The organism is Myxococcus sp. CA005, from assembly GCF_006518205.1.
Lineage (GTDB): Bacteria > Myxococcota > Myxococcia > Myxococcales > Myxococcaceae > Myxococcus > Myxococcus xanthus.
Genome location: NZ_SRLV01000046.1, coordinates 40,371 through 62,697, shown reverse-complemented (window position 1 = coordinate 62,697; position 22,327 = coordinate 40,371). Strand labels below are relative to the sequence as shown.

18 protein-coding genes and 1 tRNA gene are annotated in these 22,327 nt (G+C 69.1%); 10 read left to right on the top strand and 9 right to left on the bottom strand.

The window, feature by feature from the left end; genetic code table 11:
- Positions 1–27 precede the first annotated feature (27 nt).
- Positions 28–1,431: a hypothetical protein gene (locus tag FMQ63_RS20985; RefSeq protein ID WP_043612975.1), complete on the top strand. Its 1,404-nt coding sequence runs from the start codon at positions 28–30 to the stop codon at positions 1,429–1,431.
- 13 nt (positions 1,432–1,444) lie between these two features.
- Positions 1,445–4,009 carry an ATP-dependent helicase HrpB gene (gene hrpB / locus FMQ63_RS20980; RefSeq protein ID WP_011553110.1) on the top strand — a complete coding sequence of 855 codons (2,565 nt, stop codon included), beginning with the start codon at positions 1,445–1,447 and terminating at the stop codon, positions 4,007–4,009.
- Positions 4,010–4,016: 7 nt separating this feature from the next.
- Here hrpB and FMQ63_RS20975 read toward each other — a convergent pair whose 3' ends face one another.
- Complete coding sequence (locus FMQ63_RS20975) at positions 4,017–4,493, bottom strand: GNAT family N-acetyltransferase (protein WP_011553109.1); 477 nt, start codon at positions 4,491–4,493, stop codon at positions 4,017–4,019.
- Between the two features lie 149 nt (positions 4,494–4,642).
- Here FMQ63_RS20975 and FMQ63_RS20970 point away from each other — a divergent pair, with 149 nt between their 5' ends.
- Together FMQ63_RS20970 and FMQ63_RS20965 are read left to right on the top strand one after the other, a co-directional pair.
- Complete coding sequence (locus FMQ63_RS20970) at positions 4,643–5,692, top strand: hypothetical protein (RefSeq protein WP_026114214.1); 1,050 nt, start codon at positions 4,643–4,645, stop codon at positions 5,690–5,692.
- A gap of 132 nt (positions 5,693–5,824) precedes the next feature.
- Positions 5,825–6,613 carry a hypothetical protein gene (locus tag FMQ63_RS20965; RefSeq protein WP_011553107.1) on the top strand — a complete coding sequence of 263 codons (789 nt, stop codon included), beginning with the start codon at positions 5,825–5,827 and terminating at the stop codon, positions 6,611–6,613.
- Positions 6,614–6,684: 71 nt separating this feature from the next.
- Here the strand turns inward: FMQ63_RS20965 and fdxA are convergent, their stop codons facing one another.
- The 4 genes from fdxA to FMQ63_RS20945 form a co-directional block, all read right to left on the bottom strand.
- Positions 6,685–7,020 carry a ferredoxin FdxA gene (gene fdxA / locus FMQ63_RS20960; protein WP_011553106.1) on the bottom strand — a complete coding sequence of 112 codons (336 nt, stop codon included), beginning with the start codon at positions 7,018–7,020 and terminating at the stop codon, positions 6,685–6,687.
- A 111-nt stretch (positions 7,021–7,131) separates the two neighbouring features.
- A complete protein-coding gene (gene asd, locus FMQ63_RS20955; RefSeq protein ID WP_011553105.1) occupies positions 7,132–8,220 on the bottom strand; it encodes an aspartate-semialdehyde dehydrogenase in 1,089 nt (362 codons plus the stop codon).
- Between the two features lie 81 nt (positions 8,221–8,301).
- The gene (locus tag FMQ63_RS20950; protein WP_026114213.1) at positions 8,302–8,655 is read right to left on the bottom strand and encodes a rhodanese-like domain-containing protein; all 354 of its coding nucleotides are present in this window, start codon (positions 8,653–8,655) and stop codon (positions 8,302–8,304) included.
- A 118-nt stretch (positions 8,656–8,773) separates the two neighbouring features.
- Positions 8,774–9,925: an acyl-CoA dehydrogenase family protein gene (locus FMQ63_RS20945; RefSeq protein WP_011553103.1), complete on the bottom strand. Its 1,152-nt coding sequence runs from the start codon at positions 9,923–9,925 to the stop codon at positions 8,774–8,776.
- 158 nt (positions 9,926–10,083) lie between these two features.
- On the opposite strand from FMQ63_RS20945, the gene FMQ63_RS20940 reads away from it, so the two are divergent.
- Positions 10,084–10,155 (top strand) — tRNA-Cys (locus FMQ63_RS20940).
- 71 nt (positions 10,156–10,226) lie between these two features.
- Here the strand turns inward: FMQ63_RS20940 and FMQ63_RS20935 are convergent.
- A complete protein-coding gene (locus FMQ63_RS20935; RefSeq protein ID WP_011553102.1) occupies positions 10,227–11,906 on the bottom strand; it encodes a nitrous oxide reductase family maturation protein NosD in 1,680 nt (559 codons plus the stop codon).
- An 85-nt stretch (positions 11,907–11,991) separates the two neighbouring features.
- Between FMQ63_RS20935 and FMQ63_RS20930 the strand changes: the two genes are divergently transcribed.
- The 3 genes from FMQ63_RS20930 (at position 11,992) to FMQ63_RS20920 (ending at position 16,220) form a co-directional block, all read left to right on the top strand.
- The gene (locus tag FMQ63_RS20930) at positions 11,992–13,908 is read left to right on the top strand and encodes a SpoIID/LytB domain-containing protein (RefSeq protein ID WP_011553101.1); all 1,917 of its coding nucleotides are present in this window, start codon (positions 11,992–11,994) and stop codon (positions 13,906–13,908) included.
- A gap of 119 nt (positions 13,909–14,027) precedes the next feature.
- A complete protein-coding gene (locus FMQ63_RS20925) occupies positions 14,028–15,275 on the top strand; it encodes an energy transducer TonB (protein WP_011553100.1) in 1,248 nt (415 codons plus the stop codon).
- Between the two features lie 27 nt (positions 15,276–15,302).
- Entirely contained in the window at positions 15,303–16,220 is a 918-nt protein-coding gene (locus FMQ63_RS20920) for a cation diffusion facilitator family transporter (RefSeq protein ID WP_011553099.1), read from the top strand.
- Between the two features lie 63 nt (positions 16,221–16,283).
- Here FMQ63_RS20920 and gcvP read toward each other — a convergent pair whose 3' ends face one another.
- From gcvP to gcvT, 3 genes are all read right to left on the bottom strand, one after another.
- The gene (gene gcvP, locus FMQ63_RS20915) at positions 16,284–19,199 is read right to left on the bottom strand and encodes an aminomethyl-transferring glycine dehydrogenase (protein WP_011553098.1); all 2,916 of its coding nucleotides are present in this window, start codon (positions 19,197–19,199) and stop codon (positions 16,284–16,286) included.
- Between the two features lie 78 nt (positions 19,200–19,277).
- Positions 19,278–19,667 (bottom strand): glycine cleavage system protein GcvH, encoded by a 390-nt coding sequence (gene gcvH / locus FMQ63_RS20910; RefSeq protein WP_011553097.1) that lies wholly within the window; start codon positions 19,665–19,667, stop codon positions 19,278–19,280.
- 30 nt (positions 19,668–19,697) lie between these two features.
- Positions 19,698–20,780: a glycine cleavage system aminomethyltransferase GcvT gene (gcvT, locus tag FMQ63_RS20905; RefSeq protein WP_026114212.1), complete on the bottom strand. Its 1,083-nt coding sequence runs from the start codon at positions 20,778–20,780 to the stop codon at positions 19,698–19,700.
- A gap of 96 nt (positions 20,781–20,876) precedes the next feature.
- Here gcvT and metF point away from each other — a divergent pair, with 96 nt between their 5' ends.
- Both metF and FMQ63_RS20895 read left to right on the top strand, forming a co-directional pair.
- On the top strand, positions 20,877–21,749 hold the full coding sequence (gene metF, locus FMQ63_RS20900; RefSeq protein WP_011553095.1) for a methylenetetrahydrofolate reductase [NAD(P)H]: 873 nt from the start codon (positions 20,877–20,879) through the stop codon (positions 21,747–21,749).
- Positions 21,746–22,168 carry a hypothetical protein gene (locus tag FMQ63_RS20895; RefSeq protein ID WP_011553094.1) on the top strand — a complete coding sequence of 141 codons (423 nt, stop codon included), beginning with the start codon at positions 21,746–21,748 and terminating at the stop codon, positions 22,166–22,168. The genes metF and FMQ63_RS20895 overlap by 4 nt, the downstream gene beginning before the upstream one ends.
- The last annotated feature ends 159 nt before the right edge of the window (positions 22,169–22,327 follow it).

The following is a 22,327-nucleotide window of genomic DNA, read 5'->3' as shown; positions in this document are numbered from 1 at the left end:
CCCGCCGCCCTTCCGAGGAGCCGCCGCATGTCGTCCACGCTCGAATCGTACGAGCTCATCCGCTTCGCCGAAGCCTTCGAGGCCCGCCTCGCCACGGCGGGGGAAATGCTCACCGGCAGGCCCGGCCTCGACGCCGAAAAGGGCTGGCTGACCACCGCGCTGGAACTGGTGCGCACCGCGCGCGCGCCCACCGAGGGCGTGCTCGACCGTGTGAAGGACCTCCCCGAGTTGGAAGAGGCTCGCGAGGAGTATGCGTTCCACCAGCAGGGCATGTGGGTGGACGTGCTGGAGAAGCTGCTCGCCGGTATCACCTTCACCGCCAGCAGCCGCGCGCCCGTCATCGAGGCCCTCTTCCCTCACCTGAAGTTCCCGCAACTGCGGCGAGCCCCCCGCGAAGCCGTCCTCGAGTACGCGACGTCCTACGAGCGGCGCACGAAGAGCGCTTATGTGACGCGCATCTTCGCCCGGGATGACTTCGCACTCGTGCGGCCCGTCATGGAACAGGTGCTGACCGCCCATACCGCGTGGCGCTCTAGCCATGAGCCGTCGCCCCTGACGCTGGAACAGGAGGCCCTCCTTCGTGAGGAACTGGTGTCGCTCGGCCGGAAGCTCGAGCAGTCGCTTCGACAGGCGCGACTGCTGGCCGAAGCCGCGCTCGTGCCCGCCCCCACTGTCTATGAGGCCGCCGGGCTGAACCTCAAGCCCAAGCGCCGCGCGGGACGGGGGCTGACGCTCTCCGACGACGCGCTGGCTGGCTTCGATGAGCCGACCGACTCCATGGAGCCCACCGAGGCCGAACTCGCCGAGGTCGCGGCACTGGATTCAGGTGGCGACATCGCAAGCCCTGCTGCCGTGGCACCGTCGGCCGCTCGCGGCGACACGGCGGCGGAGGGTGGCGACTCGTCCGCCAGCGCAGCCAGCCCAGAGGTGCTCCAGGACTCTGGCGCAGAGCGCTCGGACAACGGTGGCGACTCGGGCCCAGTGGGTGGCGCCGAGCTGAAGGCCGAGGGCTTGTCCTCCACGACAGAGACCGGCGTGGCCTCCGCGAGCACTGCTTCTGAGTCGAACGATGGCGCTGTCGCCCAGCCGGAAGCAGCTGCCGAGGGCGCGGAACTCGCGGACAAGGCCGCTGTGGACAAGGCGGCCCGGGTCGACGGGGGCGATGCGTCCCCTCAAGCCACGGATGGAGCGGTGACGAACGACAGCCGGCCCGCGACTACCGACGAGGCCGCCGCGCAAGCCCGTAACGAGGCATCCTCTACCGCGCCACGCGGCGCGCGACGGGGTCGCAAGAAGGCCGATGCAGCGGAGCCTGCCGCGACCGAGGCCACCGAACCTCCGGCCTCGGGGGCGGCTCAGGTGCCTCGCATCCGAAAGAAGAAGGCTTCCTCGCAGTCCGCCCCACCGACTCCCGACGCGGACACGCCTTAAAGGACACCGGGCCATGGCGGACGTCGCGCTTCCCATCGATCCCCTGTTGCCGGACATCGTCTCCACGCTGCGTGGCGCGCGGTCGCTCGTCCTGGAAGCGCCTCCTGGCGCGGGAAAGACGACGCGCGTGCCTCGCGCGCTCCTGGAGGCCGGGCTCGGTCAGGGGAAGGAAATCATCGTCCTCCAGCCACGCCGGCTTCCCACGCGGCTCGCCGCACAGCGCGTGTCCGAGGAACTGGGCGAACGCGTGGGCGAGTCCGTGGGCTACCAGGTCCGCTTCGAGGACGTGCGCAGCGCGAAGACGCGGCTGTCCTTCGTCACCGAAGGCGTCCTCGGCCGCCGGTTGCTCTCCGACCCGAAGCTTCGCGACGTGGGCATCGTCGTGCTCGACGAGTTCCACGAACGGCACCTGTCCGCGGACATCTCCCTGGCCCTGCTGCGGCGCCTTCAGGAGACGGCGCGCCCCGACCTCAAGGTCGTCGTCATGTCCGCGACGCTGGAGGCGGAGCCCATCCGGGCGTACCTCGGCGGGTGTCCCTCGCTCCGCTCCGAGGGCCGGCGCTTCGACGTGAGCGTGGAGTACCTGCCCGCGCCCGATGACCGACACCTGGACCAGCAGGTGCTCTCCGGCATCAAGCGGCTCTTCACCCAAGGCGTGGATGGCGACGTGCTCGTCTTCCTCCCAGGCGCCGGCGAAATCCGCCGCGCACGCGACGCATGCGCCGAGTTCGCCGAACGCCACGGCACCGACGTGCTCCCCCTCCACGGCGACCTGTCCCCCGCCGAGCAGGACCGCGCCGTGCGGCGGAGCTCGCGACGGAAGATCATCCTCTCCACCAACGTCGCGGAGACGTCCGTCACCATCGACGGCGTGGCGGTGGTCATCGACTCCGGGCTCGCGCGCGTCGCCTCCCACTCCCCCTGGTCTGGCCTGCCCACCCTCAAGCTGTCCAAGGTCAGCCGCGCCTCCGCCATCCAGCGCGGGGGCCGCGCGGGCCGTACGCGTGCGGGCCACTGCCTGCGCCTCTACACCCAGCACGACTTCGACGGCCGCCCGGAGCAGGACGCCCCGGAGATTCGCCGCACGGACCTGGCCGAAACCGTCCTCTCCCTGCGCGCGTCCGGCATCACCGACCTGGCCGCCTTCCCCTTCTTCGAGCCGCCCCCGGCCGCGTCCCTGGACGCCGCGGAGACGCTGCTCCGCCGACTGGGCGCGGTCGACCCCGCCGGCACCGTCACGGAGGTGGGCGAACGGCTCCTGCGCTTCCCCGTCCACCCCCGTCAGGCGCGCATCATCGTCGAGGGTGAGCGCCGGGGCGTGGGCGCCGAAGCCGCCGTGCTCGCCGCCCTCATGGGCGAACGCGACATCCGCCGCGAGGCCCGCGCCAACCTGGGCCAGGGAGGACGCCCGGCCGCCGTTGTCAGCGGGCCGTCCGACCTGCTGGAGCTCTTCGAGCGCTTCCGCGAAGCCGAGCGCGCGAACTTCGCGTCGGGCCGCATGCACTCCCTCTCCCTGGAGGCCGGCGCCGTGCAGTCCGTGGACCGGGTCCAGAAGCAGCTGCGGCGCGCGGTGCGTGGACAGGGCCCCCGGCCCCAGCGGCCCGAGGACGTGGAACAAGCGCTGATGCTCAGCGTGCTCGCCGGCTACCCCGACCGCGTCGCCCGGCGGCGTCGGCCCCGTGCGCCCGAGCTGCTGATGTTCGGAGGAGGGTCGGCCACGCTGTCAGACGTGAGCGTGGTCCAGGACGCCGACCTCATGGTGGCCGCCGACGCCGAAGGACGGCCTGGCAAGGGCGCCGTCGTGCGGCTCGCCAGCGCCGTGGAGCCGGAATGGCTGCTCGACCTCTACCCGGACACGCTGGAGGAGGTGGACACCCTCCAGTGGAACGCCGAGGCCCGACGCGTGGAGCGGCTCACCCGCCTGTCCTACGGCAACCTCGTCCTGGAGGAGACCCGCACGCCCGCGCCCGCCTCTGAGGCCACGGCGCGCGTGCTCGTGGAAGCCGCGCTGGCCGCGGGGCCCGGCAAGTTCGCGGACCCGGAGGCCCTGGAGCAGTGGCGCACCCGCGTGGCCCTGCTGGCCGGGGCCTTCCCCGAGGCGAAGTTCCCCACCATCGACGACACCTTCCTGCGCGATGCGCTGGCGTCGCTCTGCTCGGACGCGCGCAGCTTCAAGGACCTGGAAGGCGTGTCCCTGCTGGACGCGCTCTACGCACGCCTCACCTCCGAGCAGCAGCGGTTGCTGGCCACGCATGCGCCGGAACGGGTGACGCTCCCCGGAGGCCGCGGCGTCAAGGTCCACTACGAGCCGGGCAAGCCGCCCTGGGTCGAGTCGCGACTCCAGGACTTCTTCGGCATGGCGCAGGGGCCCAACGTCTGCGCGGGGCGCGTCCCGCTGGTGCTGCACCTGCTGGCGCCGAACATGCGCGCGGTCCAGGTGACAACCGACCTCGCAGGTTTCTGGGAGCGGCACTACCCCGCCATCCGCAAGGAGCTCTGCCGCAAGTACCCCCGGCACTCGTGGCCCGAGGATCCGCAGCATGCCCAGCCGCCTGCCCCCCGGCCACCGCGCCGTTGAGGCCCCCTCAGAAGCGCTTGTGCATCTCCAGGTGCTCCATGCCGGCTTCCTCGAAGACACCGCCGACCGGCAGGTAGCCGTGCTTCTTGTAGAACTCCAGCGCGTAGAGCTGGGCGTGCAGCATGATGCCGTTGACGCCACGCCGACGCGCCTCTTCCTCGAGGGACGTCAGCAACATGGAGCCCACGCGCGCCTTGCGGTGCGCCTGGAGGACGGCCATGCGGCCAATCTGACCCCACGTGCCTTCCTGGTTGGCCGGAGGCTGCGTCAACATCACCAGGCGCCCCGTGCCGATGGCGTGGCCGCCCTGGTTGGCGATGACGTGGTAGGCGTGCGCGTCCTCGGCGTCGCGCTCGATGCCTTCGGGAACCGCCTGTTCCTCGATGAACACCACCTCGCGGATGGCGAGCGCCTGCATGAGCTCCGCCTCACTCTGAATCTGAGTGATGGTGACGGGCGCGGATGTATCCGTGGGAGAGGCCATGTCGCGGGCAAGGTACACAAAAGCCCGCGAGGTCAACAGGCGGAAAAAGCACCGTGGCACGCCGGGGTTTGCGCCCCGTACCCCGCCCGCCTGCCGTCACGGGCGGGCCACACGGTGGGTCCGTGCGCCGTGCTAGGCTGCAAGGCGCCATGCGCTTCAACCGACTGCTCGCACTCGCCCTGGCCCTGTCGGCCATGCCCGCCACCGCCCAGCCAGAGCTGTTCTTCGGCAATGGTCAGGCCCCCGTCTTCCGCGAGGAGGACCTGGACAAGCGCTTCGCCCGGTCCAAGCTGAACCAGGGGCTCAAGCAGGGGACCCAGGATGCCGGCTGCGCCCAGGTGCTCGGGGCCATGCTGACGCTGATGGGTGAAACCGGTGTGCTGCTGCACAAGCGCGATGAGAACTTCATGCTGGACCCGGTGCTGGTCAACGCCCTCAACACCCAGCTCGTCAACCAGCGCTTTCCCGGCAACGCCTTCCTCGTCGCCATGGTGCGGCGCGTGCTCATCGACCGGAAACTGCCCCAGGAGTGGCTGGTGACGGCGCAAGCCCTCGCGCCCTACTACCCGGCCATCGACATGGGACGGCTTCGCTTCCTCGCCAACGGCGTGCAGCCCCTGGATAGCTTCCTGGTCACCCTGCCCGCCCTGCGCGAGCGCTACGCCCAGGAAGTCCAGCGCGCCACATCCGTGGGCGCGTCCACCGCCGAGGCCCTCTTCCGCGAGAACTACCTGGACCACGAGGTCGCCTTCGGCGCGCTGGAGCTGGTGGACGTCAAGCTCGAGAAGCCAAAGAAGAAGCGCCTGAAGAAGGACGAGGAGCCAGAGGCCCCCTACATGCTGGCCCGGCTCTTGTGGGTGGAGCCCGAGGCGCCGACGACGGAGCGCTTCGAGTTCAACTTCGGCAAGGCGCCCAAGCGCCCGCGCGTGGAGATCACCGCGAAGCTGCAGGACACGCAGTACACGGACCTCAACAAGCTGCTCAAGGGCTCCCGCGTCCTCGTGCGGGGCCGCTTCTGGGAGTACAAGAAGGGCCTGACGTCCATCGAGCTGCGCGACGCGCTGATCTTCCCCGAGCGGGACTGGACGAAGACGCCCTCCCTGGCGGACCCGGCCGCCGTGGCCTCGTGCCCCCTGGCCGTCAACGACCTGACCGGACTGGCGCCCATGCAGCCCGGCGCCTTCGGCACGCACCGCTGACGCGCATCCCACGCCTGGACACCCGTCCACCCGGCGGTACCGCTTTCCGGGAGACGGGCTGAGGCGCTTCTCGATGCTGGGCGCTGGCACGCCCCCTGCTCCGCTCCCCGCGCCCACCGCACGAGGGATGCCATGAAGGTCGACAGTCGCGAGCCCACCAGCGGCTCCGGACAGACGAAGTCATCCGCCGACGGAGAGCGCTTCAAGAAGGCGCTCGACGAAGCGGACGCACGCAGCAGCCCACCCAGGCCCCAACGCTTGGGACTGAACCCCCGAAGCGCCGCGCGCACGGGCCCCACGCCCACCCTGCTGGCCCGGGCCTCGGGGCCCGTGCTCACCGCCCAGCGCGGCGCTGTCTCCAGCCCCGAGAGCCTGGGACTCAAGCGGCAGGCGATGAATGTCGAAGTCCAGCGGCTGGGCACCGTCCGGAGCGAGTCCCAAGCCCTGGGCCAGGAGCGCACCGAACACCGGCTCCACGACCTCATCGCCCGCGAGCTGTCGAAGGACCTGCGCCCCGCCCTTCCAGTCCAGCCCGAAGCACGGCCGGCTCCCGGGCCGCCGCCTCCGGATGAGAAGAGGCCTCTTCAGGAACCAATGGGCTCGGAGAACGCCACGGCGGTGACGGCGAGCGCGGGAGGCGCGCACGCCCCGGCCGAGGAAGTGACCCCCGCCGCACGCGCCGAGGCCGCAATGGCGCTCATCGAGCGCATCGAGGTGTTCGTGAAGTCCCAGCGGCCCGCGCTCAGCATGAGCCTGCGCGGGCACCTGGACGCCACGGTGGAGGTCGAACGCACGGGCCCGCGCGAAGTGTCGCTGCGCATCCAGGGCCGGCACCGCCCTGTGGCGGCCGAGGACCTGAGCCGGCTGCGCGACGCGCTGGAATCGCTCGGGTTGAAGCTGAGCTCGCTGCGCGCGGAGTAGTCCCCCGCAACGGAGAAGGCCCTCTCGCCGTCGGGCGAAAGGGCCTTCCGGGACACGCGACGGTCCGTGGGTTACGAGCCCGGCGCCGGATCCAGCAGGGAGCGCTTGCCGTCCTTCGACTTGAACTCCTCGGCCTCGGGCAGCGCGGACTTCTTCTCCGCGATGTTGGGCCACTTGGTGGACAGGTCGGCGTTCAGCGCCTTGTATTCCTTCCACTGCTCCGGGAGTTCCGTCTCCGGGAAGATGGCCTTGGTGGGGCACACCGGCTCGCAAGCACCGCAGTCGATACACTCATCCGGGTGGATGACCAGGAAGTTGGCACCCTCGTAAAAGCAGTTGACTGGGCACACCTCGACACAGTCGGTGTACTTGCACTTGATGCAAGGGTCGGCAACGACGTAGGCCATTGAAAAGTCTCCTCTCGGTTGAAACCAGGCGCGTCCGTGGGCGCGCAGAGTAGTGGTTCGAGCTGACGATGGCACTCTGAATCTGTGCCACCCCTTCGCCGGTAGCGGGGCTCAGCCCACCAAGCCCTGGGCCAACAGCAGCTCGGCCACGAGGATGGCGCCTCGCGCGGCTCCCATCTTGGTGTTGTGCGACACCAGCACGTACTTGAAGCCGTTCTCCAGGACGCCATCCTCGCGGATGCGTCCGACGGTGGTGGCCATACCGCCATGCGTGTCCCGGTCCAAACGGGGCTGGGGTCGGAAAGGATCGTCCAGCACTTCAATCCAGCGCGGTGCGGCGGACGGCAGGTTCCGAGCCAGCTCGGCACCCTTCCACTCCCGCAGGGCCTGGGTCACTTCGGCCACAGTCGCCTTCTTGTCCAATGAGACGAAGACGGACTCGGTGTGGCCCTCCATCACCGCCACGCGGGTGCAGGTGCAGGACACCCGAACGTCATGCGGCGTGAGGCCGTCACCCGCTGGACGCAGCGCGCCGAGAATCTTCTTCGTCTCCACCTCGACCTTGTGCTCCTCCTTGGGAATATAGGGGATGACGTTGTCGAGGATGTCCATGCCGATGACGCCCGGCGAGCGGCCGGCGCCGGACATGGCCTGGAGGCTGGTCATCAGCACCGCCTTCACCCCGAAGCGCTCCACCAGCGGCGCCAGCGTCACCGCCAGGCCGGTGGTCGTGCAGTTGGGGATGGGGACGATGAAGCCCTTCCAGCCACGCCGGCGCTGCTGCTCCCGGATGAGGGGCGCGTGCGCGGCGTTGACGGGGGGAATCAGCAACGGGACGTCGTCTTCGTATCGGAACGCGCTGGCGGCGGAAAAGACGGGGATGTCCTTCGCCAGCCGAGGCTCCAGCTCGCGTGCCACGTCCGCCTCCACGGCGGAGAAGACCAGGTCGTAATCCTTGGCCTCGAGCGCGTCACCGGCCACCACCTTCATGCCGGCGAGCTCGGCGGGCAGCGGCTCCGGGACGAACCAGGCCGTCATGCCACTCGCCGTTTTCAGCGCCTCCGCATACGTCTTGCCCGCCGAGCGAGGCGAGGCCGCGAGCCCCGTCAGTTCGATGGAGGGGTGATTCTTCAGGGCGGCGATGAATTGCTGTCCGGCGAGTCCAGTGGCACCGATGAGGGCCGCACGAAGCCTGGCCATGGGGGCGTTTCTCCAGTCTCCAGAGGAGGATGTCGCCGCTCCATAACACCGTTTGACGACGCACCGCACCCACCCTGGTGCTCAGCGGGGAATCGCGGCGACGGGCGCCCGGGTGTGCCGCTCCGTGGGGAAGCCACCTGTGACCCACGCGAGCAGTCCGCCGTCGAGACAGACGGCCTCGCGGCCCTTCATCCGGAGCAACCGGCAGACACGGCGCGCGTCCCTTCCGTCCGGCGAGCAGCCACACAAGACGATGAGTTCGTCATCCGGGAGCATGTGGTGGTCGCGGGCGATTTCCGCGGACGTCATCCGCAAGGCGCCTGGGATGTGCAGGTCGTAACGCTCCCAATCGGCAGCGTCGCGACAGTCGAGGACGAGCACTTCGTCGTCCCCCAGACGCATGTAAAGCTCGGCACAGACGATGATGGGCTCCACGGTGACCTCCGCGGGGTCTCTTCGGGTAACCCAGAGCTCCAAGGGCCTCTTCCCACGCCGCCCCCCCGCCTGCCCTCCACGTGACAGGCGGGGCGCCGTGCCGCACCGCGCTCCCGCCCTACAGTCCGAGCTGCTTGGCGATGATTTCGTTCATCACCTCGCTGGTGCCACCGCCGATGGGCCCCAGCCGTGCGTCACGCCAGTGGCGCTGGATGTCGTACTCCATCATGTAGCCCGCGCCGCCATGGAGTTGGAGACACTCATCCGCCACGCGGCAGCACGTCTCGGTGGCCACCTTCTTCGCCATGGACGTCTGCGCCACCGCCCACTCACCGGCCACGTGCAGGCGCAGCGCGTGGTAGGTGAGCTGGCGCGCCGACTCGCGCGCGGTGAAGAGCTCCGCCAGCTTGTGGCGCACCACCTGGAACTGGTGGAGCGACTGGCCGAAGGCACGCCGTGACTTCACCTGCGCCAGCACCGTCTCCAGCATGTCCTCCATGGCCCCCACCGCCCCCAGCGCGAGCGACAGGCGCTCCCACTGGAAGTTGCCCATGATCTGCGCGAAGCCCTGCCCTTCCACGCCGAGCAGGTTCTCCGCGGGCACGCGGCAGTCCTCGAAGAACAGCTCCGCGGTGTCTGAGGCGCGCCAGCCGAGCTTGTCCAGCTTGCGTCCCACGGAGAAGCCTGGCGTGCCCTTCTCCACCACCACCATGGACAGGCCCTTGTGACCCGCGGACGGATCCGTCTTCACCGCCAGCACCACGAAGTCCGCGCGCACACCGTTGGTGATGTACGTCTTGGAGCCGTTGAGGACGTAGCTGTCGCCCTCGCGCCGAGCGGTGGTGCGCAGCCCCGCCACGTCCGAGCCCGCGTCCGGTTCGGTGATGCCCAGCGCGCCAATCTTCTCGCCCCGGATGGCGGGGGCCAGCCAGCGGAGCTTCTGCGCGTCCGTGCCGAACTGATGGATGGGCCCCGTGGAGATGGTGAACTGGGCCCCCAGCCCCGCGGACACACCGCCCGAGCCACAGCGCCCCAGCTCCTCCAGCAACACCGCCTCATACAGCTCCCCCGCCGCCGAGCCCCCGTACTCCACCGGATACTTCAGGCCGAGGAAGCCCAGCTCGCCAAAGCGGGTGAAGAGCTCCCGGGGGAACGCCTCCCGGGCCTCCCACTCCTTCACGAAGGGGAGAATCTCCTTCTCCACCACCGCACGTACGGTGCGACGAAACGCGTCATGCTCTTCCAGGTACAGCCCTTGGCCGTGAAGCATCTTTCGAGCACCTCGTCCTTTCGGGTGCCCGTACGCACGCGCACCCGGGGTGGAACCTTCTGGTAACGGCATGGTAATGGGACGCATGCACAGCAGGCAGCTGTTGCATCCTTGACCGCACGGTGGCGGGCTGCGTATAAAGCCGACCCCATCCTCTCGGCGCCATAGCCAAGTGGTAAGGCAAAGGTCTGCAAAACCTTCATTCCCCGGTTCGAATCCGGGTGGCGCCTCAAAGACACAAGGCCCGGTGCGGAAGTCACTCCGCATCGGGCCTTGTCCTTTTCAGGGCTGAGTGGACAGGTCAGCAGCCCAGCTCCACCGCGCCGATGTCCGGCCCCCCGCCGCAGAACGGGATGCCGATGTCGACGCCCGAGTCCAGCGCCATGGGCCCCGGCGCGAACGCCGCCCCGAGGTCTGCCGAGCCGAGGCGTGAGGTGGTGTCCCCCGAGGTGGACTGGTAGGCCGTGAGGTCCACGGGCTTGCCGTCCTTCTTGAACTGGGCGCCTGCTGGGAAGAGGTTGTTGCCCATCTTCATCCCCGGGGCCATCGGCCCCATGTTCACCGCGATGGGGGCGTCCGCGAAGATGTTGTTCTGCACCACCGGGGACTGGGTGGGGCCACCGGTGCCATGGCCGATGATGAGCGCCGTGACCGCGCGGGTGACGGTGTTGTTCACCACTGTGGTGCCCGCCGAGTTCTCCAGGCGGATGCCCGTGCCCTCCCCGCCTCCGGCCTCGGTCATGTCGTACACGCGATTGCGGCGGATGACGACGCCGGTGGGCACGGCGCCTTCACGGGTGCCGCCCACCGCGATGCCCTTCGCGCCGTCGTAGATTTCGTTGTCCTCCACCAGCACGTTGCTCGCGGAGTAGTGGATGACGACGACATCACCCCGCGCCGTGGAGGTCGGGAGGAAGCGGTGCATCCGGTTGTTGCGGATGGTCACCCCGTAGCACGTCTTGATGTCCACGGCGTTCTCGCGGTTGCCGTAGAAGTGGTTGTTCTCCACCAGCAGGTTCTCCGCGGGCGGCAGGTTGCTGAAGCCCTCGGGCCCCAGGCACTGCACGGAGTCACCCGAGTTGTCGTGGATGTCGTTGTTGCGCACGGTGACGTCGCGCGACGTGGGCTGCACCACGACACCGTGCGAGTCCTCGTTGTCGGTGGTCTTCACGAAGTCGTAGATGTGGTTGTTCTCGATGATGGCCCCGGTGGCGTTGTTGAACGTCGTCACCGCGCCGCCGCCCGTACCACCGTGCAGGTCCGAGTTGACGAGCATGGAGCCCGTCACGTCGCCCTCGAATGTGACGGCGAAGGGCGTCTGGCCCTCCATATCGATTTCGAAGCCGTCGATGATCCAATGCGGCTGGCGCACCTGCATCAGCCCGTGCTCGCCGGGGCCCAGGACGATGCGCGGGCTGCCCTCGCCCTGGAGCGTGATTTTCGCGTCGGCCGTGCCCGGCTTCGCGTTGTCACCGATGATGACGCGCTCCGCGTAGGTGCCGGGCAGGACTCGGATGAGCTCACCCGGGCTGGCCACGCCGATGGCCTTGTTGAGCGTGCGCAGCGGCTGCGCGGCGCTGCCGTCCCCGGCGTCGTTGCCCGACGTGCTCACCACCCACTCACGGGTATAGACGGGCGCCTCGGCGGCGACGGCCATCGCCGTGGCGTTGACGGCCGGTTGGGGCGAAGGGTCCTCGATGTTCACGTGGTCCGTGTGGTCCGGCAGCGCGGCCACCGGAGTCCCCGCCACCGCCTGCACGCCGACGGGCGGACGCGTGGCGAAGGTTTGAGTGGGCGTGGGCGACTCCGCCGGCCCAGGCGCGGGTGTGGGCACGGGGCGAGGGGTCAGCCTCTGAACGGGCTCAGGCGTCCCTCCACTGTCGGAGCCCGAGCAGGCCACCGAGCTCAGCAGGAGCAGGCTCGCAGCCAGGAACATCAGCTTCAGGCAGTTGCCGTGGCGGATTTTCATGAGCAGGGGCAACGCCGGAAGCCCTGTGCGCTATTCATCCCCTCGAGTCCCGACACGTACCAGCCCGCCTGCCCGGCGGGCGCACGACGAACGGTCCGTGACAGCCTGGAGGTGCGACTGTACGGTGTCGCCCCCCGTGCGCCACGCCGTCACACAGCTCCTCGCCGCCGTCCTGCTCTCCGCCTGCGTGGCCTCGAAACCCGCGGCTGACAGTCCCCGTGCATCCGCGACCGGGCCGGCCGTCGTGTCATCTTCCGAGGCCACGTCGAACCCACAGGACAGCGAAGCGGGCGCTACCGGCACGGACGCATCGGCTCCTGGACCGGAAACCTTGGGCACGCCCGGAGCGTCGTCTGGCGCGACCGACAGCGCACCAGTTACCGCGCCCGACGGCCACGAGGCACCGTCAATGGGCACGGAGCCACCGCCGCCAGAGGACCCGCTGGCGCAGGGGATTCCCACGCCGGGAGACCTCAAGCGCCTGGACTTCCGTGGGGGTGAGCCTCGCGTACCCGTGCGCCTGATGGAGGGCCGGAACGAGGTCACCTTCTCTCCGCGCGGCCGGATGCGCCTGCGCTTCGGAGGGCCCGACGAGAAGATGCTCGACGCGGCCGCGGGCACGCGCTGGACGGTCCGGGTGACGCAGGGGAGCCCGGCGGTGCTGTCCGCGCGCGTGCAACTGGCGGAGTTCCGCATGGCCGACCGCGCGGGACTCCAGGCGGCGCTGGAGTCATGGCGTGAGAAGGGGCTCGCGGTCCGAGCCCAGGTCCTGGGCTCCGTCTACGGCATCGCCGGCAAGGTCATCGACAACCGGCGCACCCTGCTGCTGGTGGACGAGGTCCTCACGCCCGAGGCCGCCGGCCACAAGCAGGCAGAGTTGCTGCGCAGCCACGGCGTCCAGACAACGCTCTTTGAAGAAGTGCGCACGCCCTCCAAGGCCATCCTGGAGGTGCGCGACGAGGCGGGCGTCGTCGTGGGATTGGCCCAGGACCGGCTGGACGCGGAGACGCCCGACGGCGCGGGCTTCGACGTGCGCCAGGTCGAATACGGCGTGGGCTACGACTTCCACGGCTTCGAGGACCGCACCTTCCGGGGCGCGCTCCAGCTCGTCGTGGACCGTTCGGGCCGGCTGGCGGTGGTGAACGTCGTTCCCCTGGAGGACCTGCTCAAGGGCCTGGTCCCCGCGGAAATCTTCGCCCGCGCCCACTCGGAGGCGCTCAAGGCCCAGGCCGTCACCGCGCGCGGCGAGGTGCTGGCGAAGGTGGGCATCAAGCACCTGGCGGACCCCTACCTCCTGTGCTCGGAGCAACACTGCGCCGTCTACCGGGGCCGTACCGGTGAGGCCGCCAGCACCACCGCCGCGGTGGAGGCCACCCGGGGCGAGGGCCTCTTCAGTGAGGACGGCCGCCTGGTGGACTCCGTCTACAGCGCCGTCTGCGGCGGCCACACCGAGGACAACGACGTGGTGTGGGGCGGGCCTCCGGACCCCAGCCTGCGTGGCCGCCCGGACGTCATCGGCCCCGTGGGCGCCCATCCCCTGCCCGCCAGCCTGGAGCGCTGGCTGACGACCGCCAACCTCCCGGCGGCCTGCCGGCTGTCCAGCTTCGCGCAGCCCAGCAAGTTCCGGTGGGAGAAGCGCTTCACGGCCGAGCAGGTGGACACCCGCCTGAAGCGGCTGGGCGTGGGGCGCGTCCAGGCCCTGGCGCTGACGGACCGGGGCGTCTCCGGCCGCGCGGCCGTGCTGACAGTGTCCGGCGACAAGGGGGCCACCCAGGTGCGCGGCGAGCTCAACATCCGCCGCCTGTTCGGCATGCTCAACAGCAGCATGGCGGTGGTGGAGGCCGAACGGGACGCCGGGGGCCGGCTCACCGGCTGGCTTTTCCGTGGCGGCGGCTGGGGGCACGGCGTAGGAATGTGCCAGACGGGCGCCATTGGCCGGGCGGAGGCCGGGCAGCGCTACCAGGACATCCTCCGTCACTACTTCAACGGTGCCGAGGTGGCCCCCATCTATTGAGGCTGGGAGGGGTTATCCTTCAAACCCGTGCGCGGCCCGCGAATCGCCCCGACCTTTCACCTGTTCAGCCGCGAACGCGACGGGACTAGTCCGCCCGTTCGGAGGTTTATCATCCCGCCGTGAGCACGGGTTCTCCCACAAATTGGCGCCGCCGGAGGCGGCAGGGGTCGTCCGCGGGGCGTTTCGCCGCGGCGATTGCGCTCGCCCTGCTCCTCCATGCCGTCTACGTGGGAACCCTGCTGCTGACGAGTTCGTTCCAGGGCGACGGGAAGGCACGCAAGCCGGTGACGCGGCCCACCTCCGTGGCCGTACGTCCGCTCACCGCCGACCAATGGGCGCAGAACCGCGGAAAGGCCTCCCCCCAGACGAAGTCCCAGGCGTCCGAGCGTCCCAAGGCCCAGGACAAGAAGCCGGAAGAGAAGAAGCCCGACGAGACGCCCAAGGGGCAGGTGGTGGACGTCGCGCCCGGCAATGACGAGGTGGACCCGAACGCGAAGTACCTCGCGGAGAGCAACAACCGCGTGAACAAGGAGACGCGCGCTCGGGAGCAGACGCCCTTCTACCGGAACGCCATGCCCCAGCGGACGGCTCCGCAGAATCAAGAAGGTCAGAATACGGACGCGCAGACGCCGCCGCGCATGGCCGGCAACAACGGCATGGGCAACGACGACCGGCCCGTGTCCCAGGGTGGCCAGAAGCCCGCCTTCGAGATTCCCGACGCCCGAAAGAAGAACGAGGTGGCGATGAAGACGGACCCGACGTCGCCGGGTCCGGGCATGACGGTGAACAACCAGAACGAGAGCGACGAGGTGGTGGGCAACTCCAAGCGCCTCAACATCCAGCCCGGCACCGGCGGCGAGGAAGCCGGCTCCACGGGCCGCGCGGGCGCTCCGGGGCTGGCGTCGCTGACGCCGTCGCGCGCCGTCATGGACAAGGTCCTGGGCGCCGCGCCCAACGACCACCTGCAGGACGCAGAGGAAGGCGATGGCACCCTCCTCAACACGCGTGAGTGGAAGTACGCCAGCTTCTTCAACCGCGTGAAGCAGAGCGTGGGCATGCACTGGAACCCCAACGAGCAGCTGCGCCGGAGAGACCCCACCGGTGGCATCTACACGGGGAGAGACCGGTACACGCTGCTGCAAATCACGCTCGACGAGCGCGGCCAGGTGACGGACATCCAGGTGGAGAAGAGCAGCGGGCTCGACTTCCTCGACTTCGAGGCAGTGTCGTCCTTCAAACGCGCGCAGCCCTTCCCCAACCCGCCGCCCGGCCTGCTTTCGGACGACGCCAAGGTGAAGTTCCAGTTCGGCTTCTTCATGGAGATGGGCGGCGGCCCGAAGATGCGGCTGTTCCGCCAGCCCAACTGAGCACGCACTGAAGTACCGTGCGGCCCCGTGGAAGCAACGACGCTCACCGACAGAAACCTCGCGCAGCAGGAGCGGAACCGGAAGGTCCGCAGAGTGCTGCTGGGCATCCTCGTGGCCAACTGGGTGGTGGCCAGCGCCAAGCTGATCTTCGGAATGCTCAGCCAGTCCGCGGCGGTAACGGCGGACGGGCTGCACTCGTTCATCGACGGCGGCTCCAACGTGCTGGGGCTGGTGGCCATGGGCGTGGCGTCACGCCCGGCGGACGAGGACCACCCCTACGGCCACGGCAAGTTCGAGGCGCTCGCGTCGCTGGGCATTGGCGCGATGATTGGCGTGGGCATGCTGGAGCTGGGGCGCATGGCGCTCGACTCCGTGCTCAACGACAAGCACCCGCAGGTGACGGGTACCATGGCGGCCGTCATGGCCTTCACCCTGGTGGTGAACATGGTGGTGACGCGGGTGGAGCGGTACTACGGGCGCAAGTACAAGAGCTCCCTGCTGCTGGCGGACGCGAGCCACACGATGTCCGACGTCTACGTCACCCTCGCGGTGCTGAGCTCCCTGCTGCTGGTGTGGCTGGGCTACCCGCGCGCGGATGGGCTGATTGCGCTGGCGGTGATGGTGTTCGTGGCCTGGGTGGCCTACGGCATCGTCCGGCAGGCGGTGGGCATCCTCTCCGACACGGCGCGCCTGGACCCCGACGAGGTGAAGCGGCACACGCTGGCAGTGCCGGGCGTGCGGTCCTGCCGCGACGTGCGCAGCCGCGGCATGGAGGAGAGCGTCTACGTGGACCTCAAAATCGAGGTGGACCCGCAGCTCACCACCGCGCAGGCCCATGAGGTAGCGGACCGCGTGGAGCGCACGCTGCAAGGCGCCTATCCGCAGGTGGTGGACGTGGTGGTCCACGTGGAGCCGGACCGGGCCGCACTGGACATGCCCGCGTAAAGACGATGGCCGCCTCCCCGACAAGGGAGGCGGCCCATGGCATCAGCCGATGCGCGGGATGCGTCAGGCCGTGGCGGCCTTCGGCTCCGGCGTCATGTAGTCCTCGATGGGCGGGCACGAGCAGACCAGCTTCCGGTCACCGAGCACGCTGTTGAGCCGGCCCACGGAGGGCCAGAACTTGTTGTCGCGGACCCACGGTGTGGGGAACACGGCCTGCTCGCGCGAGTAGGGACGGTTCCACTCCGGCGCGGCGACGACACGCGCGGTGTGCGGAGCGTGCTTGAGGACGTTGTTGTCCTTGGGCATGCGGCCCTCCTCGATGTCCCGAATCTCCTGACGGATGGCGATCATCGCGTCGCAGAAACGGTCCAGCTCCGCCTTGGACTCGCTCTCCGTCGGTTCAATCATGAGCGTGCCCGCCACCGGGAAGGACACGGTGGGCGCGTGGAAGCCGTAGTCCATGAGCCGCTTGGCCACGTCCTCCACCTCCACGCCCGCCGTCTTCTTGAGCGGGCGCAGGTCGACGATGCACTCGTGCGCCACCTTGCCGCGCTTGCCCCGGTACAGTACCGGGTAGTGGGCGTTGAGCCGCTCGGCGACGTAGTTGGCGTTGAGGATGGCCAGCTTGGTGGCCTGGGTGAGGCCCTCGCCGCCCATCATCGCGATGTACATCCACGAGATGAGCAGGATGCTCGCGCTGCCCCACGGCGCCGCGGAGATGGCGCCAATGGCCTCCGAGCCGCCCGTCTGGATGACGGGGTGCCCCGGCAGGAACTTCACCAGGTGGCTGGCCACGCAGATGGGGCCCATGCCCGGGCCGCCGCCGCCGTGCGGGATGCAGAACGTCTTGTGCAGATTGATATGGCACACGTCCGCGCCCACCAACCCGGGCGAGGTGAGGCCCACCTGCGCGTTGAGGTTGGCGCCGTCCATGTACACCTGGCCGCCGCGCTCGTGGACGATGGCGCAGATTTCGCGAATCTCCTCCTCGAACACGCCGTGGGTGGACGGGTAGGTCACCATCAGCGCGGCGAGCGCGTCCTTGTGCGCCTCCGCCTTCGCGCGCAGGTCATCCAGGTCGATGTTGCCGTTCTCATCGCACTTGGTGACGACGACCTTGTAGCCGGCCATCACCGCCGAAGCCGGGTTGGTGCCGTGCGCGGAGGACGGAATCAAGCACACGTCCCGGTGCCCCTGGCCGCGGCTCTGGTGGTACGCGCGGATGACGAGCAGGCCCGCGTACTCCCCCTGGCTTCCGGCGTTGGGCTGGAGCGAGCAACCCGCGAAGCCCGTCACCTGCGTGAGCATCTGCTCCAGCTGCTCGAAGATGACCTTGTAGCCAGCCGCCTGCGAGGTGGGCGCGAACGGGTGCAGCCGCCCGAACTGGGGCCACGTCACCGGAATCATCTCCGCGGTGGCGTTGAGCTTCATGGTGCAGCTGCCCAGCGGAATCATCGAGTGCGTGAGGGACAGGTCCTTCGCCTCGAGCCGCCGGATGTAGCGCAGCATCTCCGTCTCGGAGTGGTAGCTGTTGAAGACCGGGTGCGTGAGGTACGCGCTCGAGCGGCGCAGCGCCTGCGACACGGCGCTCTCCACGCCGTCCCCCACCAGGTCCGCCAACACCGGCGCGGAGGACTTGCCGGTACCGGTGGCGAAGGCCGCCAGGATGTCCTCCACGTCCGCGGGCCGCGTCGTCTCATCCAGGGACACGCCCAGCGTCTTCTCGTCGATGCGGCGGAAGTTCATCCGCGCCGCCTCGGCGGCCCCCAGCACCGCGCGCACATGCGCGGCCGACAGCTCCACGCGCAGCGTGTCGAAGTACTGGTCGTTCTTCAGCTTGAGACCCAGCTTCGCCAGCCCGCGCGCCAGCAGCACCGTCAGGCCGTGCACGCGCTCGGCGATGGCCTTCAGCCCGGAGGGGCCGTGGTAGACGGCGTACATGCTGGCGATGACGGCCAGCAGCACCTGCGCGGTGCAGATGTTGCTCGTCGCCTTCTCGCGGCGGATGTGCTGCTCACGCGTCTGGAGCGCCATGCGCAGCGCGCGGCGTCCCTGCGCGTCCTCGGACACGCCGATGATGCGGCCGGGCATGACGCGGGTGTACGCGTTCTTCGTGGCGAAGTAGCCCGCGTGCGGGCCGCCGTAGCCCATGGGCACGCCGAAGCGCTGGGCGCTGCCCACCGCCACGTCCGCGCCGAACTCCCCCGGCGGCGTCAGCAGCGTCAGGCTGAGCAGGTCCGCGGCCACCACGAACAGGCCGCCCGCGGCGTGCACCTGCTCGCCGAAGGCCCGGTAGTCATGCACCGCGCCGTCGGTGGTCGGGTACTGCACCAGCGCGCCCACGAACTTCTTCGAGCTCAAATCCACCGTGCGGTGGTCGCCCACCACCACCTCCACGCCCAGCGGCTGGGCGCGGGTGCGCACCACCTCCACCGTCTGCGGGTGGCAGCCGTCGGAGACGAAGAAGGCCGCGCCGGACTCCTCGCCCTTCTGGTGCACGGCCAGGGCCAGAGCCATTGCCTCGGCGGCGGCGGTGCCTTCATCCAGCAGCGAGGCGTTGGCCACCTCCAGACCCGTCAGGTCCATGACCAGCGTCTGGAAGTTGAGCAGCGCCTCCAGCCGGCCCTGCGCAATCTCCGCCTGATAGGGCGTGTACTGGGTGTACCAGCCCGGGTTCTGGAAGACGTTGCGGAGGATGACGTTCGGCGTGTGCGTGTCGTGGTAGCCCATGCCGATGAAGGACCGGAACACCTGGTTCTTCGCGGCGATGGACTCCAAGGCCGCCAGCAGTTCGTGCTCGCCGCGCGCGGTCGCGAGCTTCAGCGGCTCCTTGGCGCGGATGGCGGGCGGGACGGCCTGGTCGATGAAAGCATCGAGCGAGTCCACGCCCAGCGCGGACAGCAGCTGCTTCAGCTCGGTGTCATCCGGACCATTGTGACGGCCGGCAAACGGCTCCTGATACTTCCAGTTCAAGGACATGGCTTTGTAGCTCGCAGGCGAGTCGTGCGTCGAGAAGTCGAGGACCGTCCCTAACAACCAGTCCCCGGCCCTTCACTCTCAGCTGTTCTGGAGCAGGGCGGTGTACGCGGCGGCGTCCATGAGTCCGTCCACCTGCTTGGGGTCCGAGGGCTCGATTTCCACAATCCAGCCCGCACCGTAGGGGTCGGTGTTCACGGTGGAGGGGTTGTCCGACAGCCCGTCGTTCACCTTCACCACCTTGCCCGTCAGCGGCGAGTACAGCTCCGACACCGCCTTGGTGGACTCGATGACGCCGAACTGCTTGCCCTCCGTCACCGTGGAGCCCACCTTGGGCAGCTCCACGTAGACCACGTCGCCCAGGGACTCCTGCGCGTGCTGCGTGACGCCCACCACCACCGAGGTGCCCTGGACGCGGGCCCACTCGTGCTCACGGGTGTACTTCAGGTCGCCGGGGATGTTGTCGGCCATGTCGTTGCTCCTGGTTGGAACGGGAATGATTCAGGGCTTCTTGTGGAACGGGGTCTTCACCACCACTGCGGGCACCGCGCGGCCGCGGATGTCCACGTCGAAGGTGGAGCCCTCTGTGGACAGCTCGGTGGGCACGTAGCCGATGCCAATGGCCTTCTTCACGGTGGGGCCCATGGTGCCGCTGGTCACCTCCCCCACCGGCGCGCCGTCCTTGAGGATGGCGTAGCCGTGGCGCGGAATGCCGCTGCCGGTCAGCTCGAAGCCCACCAGCTTGCGCTTCACGCCCGCGGCCTTCTGCGCCACCAGCGCTTCCTTGCCAATGAAGGCCGCCTTGTCGAGCTTGACGATCCACCCCAGCCCGGCCTCCAGCGCGGTGTGCTGGTCATCGATGTCGTTGCCGTAGAGCGCGTACTTCATCTCCGTGCGGAGGCTGTCACGGGCGCCCAGGCCACACGGCTTCACGCCGTCCTGCTGGCCCTCGGTGAGCAGCGCGTCCCACAGCGCCACTGCGTCCCCGGCCGCGCTGTACAGCTCGAAGCCGTCCTCGCCGGTGTAGCCGGTGCGGGAGATGAGGCACTTCGCCCCGGCGACCTCGCCCTCGGCGAAGCGGTAGGTGCCAATCTTCGACAGGTCCGTCTTCGTCAGGCGCTGGACCAGGCCGGTGGCCTTGGGGCCCTGCACGGCAATCTGCGCGTAGTCGTCGCTCCGGTCCACGGGTGCCACACCCTTGGCGTGCGCCTTCATCCACGCGACGTCCTTCTCGCGGTTGCTGGAGTTGACGCAGATGAAGATGCGCTCGGGGCTGAAGCGGTAGGCGACCACGTCGTCCACGAAGGTGCCTCGCTCGTCGAGCAAGCCCGCATACACCGCCTGCCCGTCCGCGACGCGGGCCAGGTCGTTGGAGATGAGCGCGTTGACCGTGTCCAGGGCGCCGGGACCGGAGAACTCCACCTCGCCCATGTGGGAGACGTCGAACAGGCCGACGCCGGTGCGCACGGCCTCATGCTCGCCGATGACGGAGCTGTACTGGACGGGCATGTCCCAGCCAGCGAAGTCGACCATCCGGGCCCCCAGCTTGCGGTGTGCCGCGTTGAGGGGCGTTTGCCGGGCCATCTTCATTCTCCTGGAGGGGTGTGGAAAACGGCGCGGACTATAGCCGCGAGACTTGCCCGATCAAGGACGACGCGGAGCGTCTACACTGGGGGCGACATGAAGATTCGTAATCGGTTGAATCCTTCCGACCCGTGCTTCTCCTTCGAGTTCTTCCCGCCCCGGACGGACGAGGGCGAGGCGAACCTGCTCAAGGCGCTGGAAGACCTGGCGACCCTGCAGCCGGGTTTCGTCTCCGTGACGGAAGGCGCGGGAGGCAGCACTCGGGCGAAGACGGTGGAGTTGGTGCTGCGCATCAAGCAGGAGGCGGGTATCGAGGCGATGGCGCACCTGACATGCGGGGGGCACTCCCCGGCGGAGCTGCGCACCGTGCTGGAGCGCCTGTCGGCCGCGAAGGTGGACAACGTCCTGGTGCTGCGCGGAGACCCACCCAAGGGCCAGACGGTCTTCGAGCCCGCGCCCGGGGGTTTCCGCTACGCGTCGGAGATGGTGCGATTCATCCGAGAAGAGGATTTCAACTTCTGCCTCGGGGGAGCGTGCTATCCGGAGGGCCACGTGGAGACGCCCTCCCGTGACGACGACCTGCGTCATCTCAAGGCCAAGGTGGATGCCGGCCTGGACTTCGTGGTGACGCAGCTCTTCTTCGACAACGCGTTCTACTTCGACTTCGTGGAGCGGGCGCGCCGCGCGGGCATCAACGTCCCCATCGTCCCCGGCATCATGCCCATCACCAACTACGAGCAGATTCAACGATTCACGCGCCTGTGCGGAGCCACCGTGCCCATGCGCCTGGCGTTGCAGCTCGAGCGGGTGAAGGACAACCCGGAGGCCATGGCCCAGCTCGGCGTGGCCCATGCGACGGTGCAGTGCATGGAGTTGCTGTCGCGCGGCGTGCCTGGCATCCACTTCTACACGCTCAACAAGTCCCCGGCGACGCGGATGATCGTGAGCGCACTGAGAGCCCGTTCATGAGTGGTCCTGGAATCCACCTGCCCCCAAGCGACCCGCGTAGCAAGGTCCTCAACATCATCCGTCCGCCCGCCTTCTTCCTGCTGTGCGTGGGCGTGCTGAACGTCATCTACAACATCGCGGGCTTCGTGCTGGCGGCGCTGAAGGTGACCTCGCCCTTCGTCCCCGCGGGCGCGGAGGCGTCCACGCTGGAACTGTCGCCCACGCTGGCGCTGATGCTCCTGGTGGGCATCCTCTGCGGGGTGCTGTCCGCCTGGGGCGCCATCAGCGCGCTCAACCTGAAGGGCTACGGACTGGCCACGGTGGGCGGCATCACCGCGCTCTACATCCTGTCTCCCGGCTGCGTCATTGGCGTCCCGGTGGCCGTGTGGATGCTCTTCACCTTGCGTCGCGACGGGGTTCGCGAAGCCTTCCAGGCCTGAGCGTTCAAAACGCGGCGGTTGGAGCGTCGGCCAACCGCCGTGAATTGATGTTCAGGTCACACCGCCCGCGGCCACGCCTCCTGGCATCTGAAGCCCGGCGCTCCCTCTGACGCAGCCCCCACTCTGTTCACCAATGGCGCTCCCCCTGCCCCGGGGTTG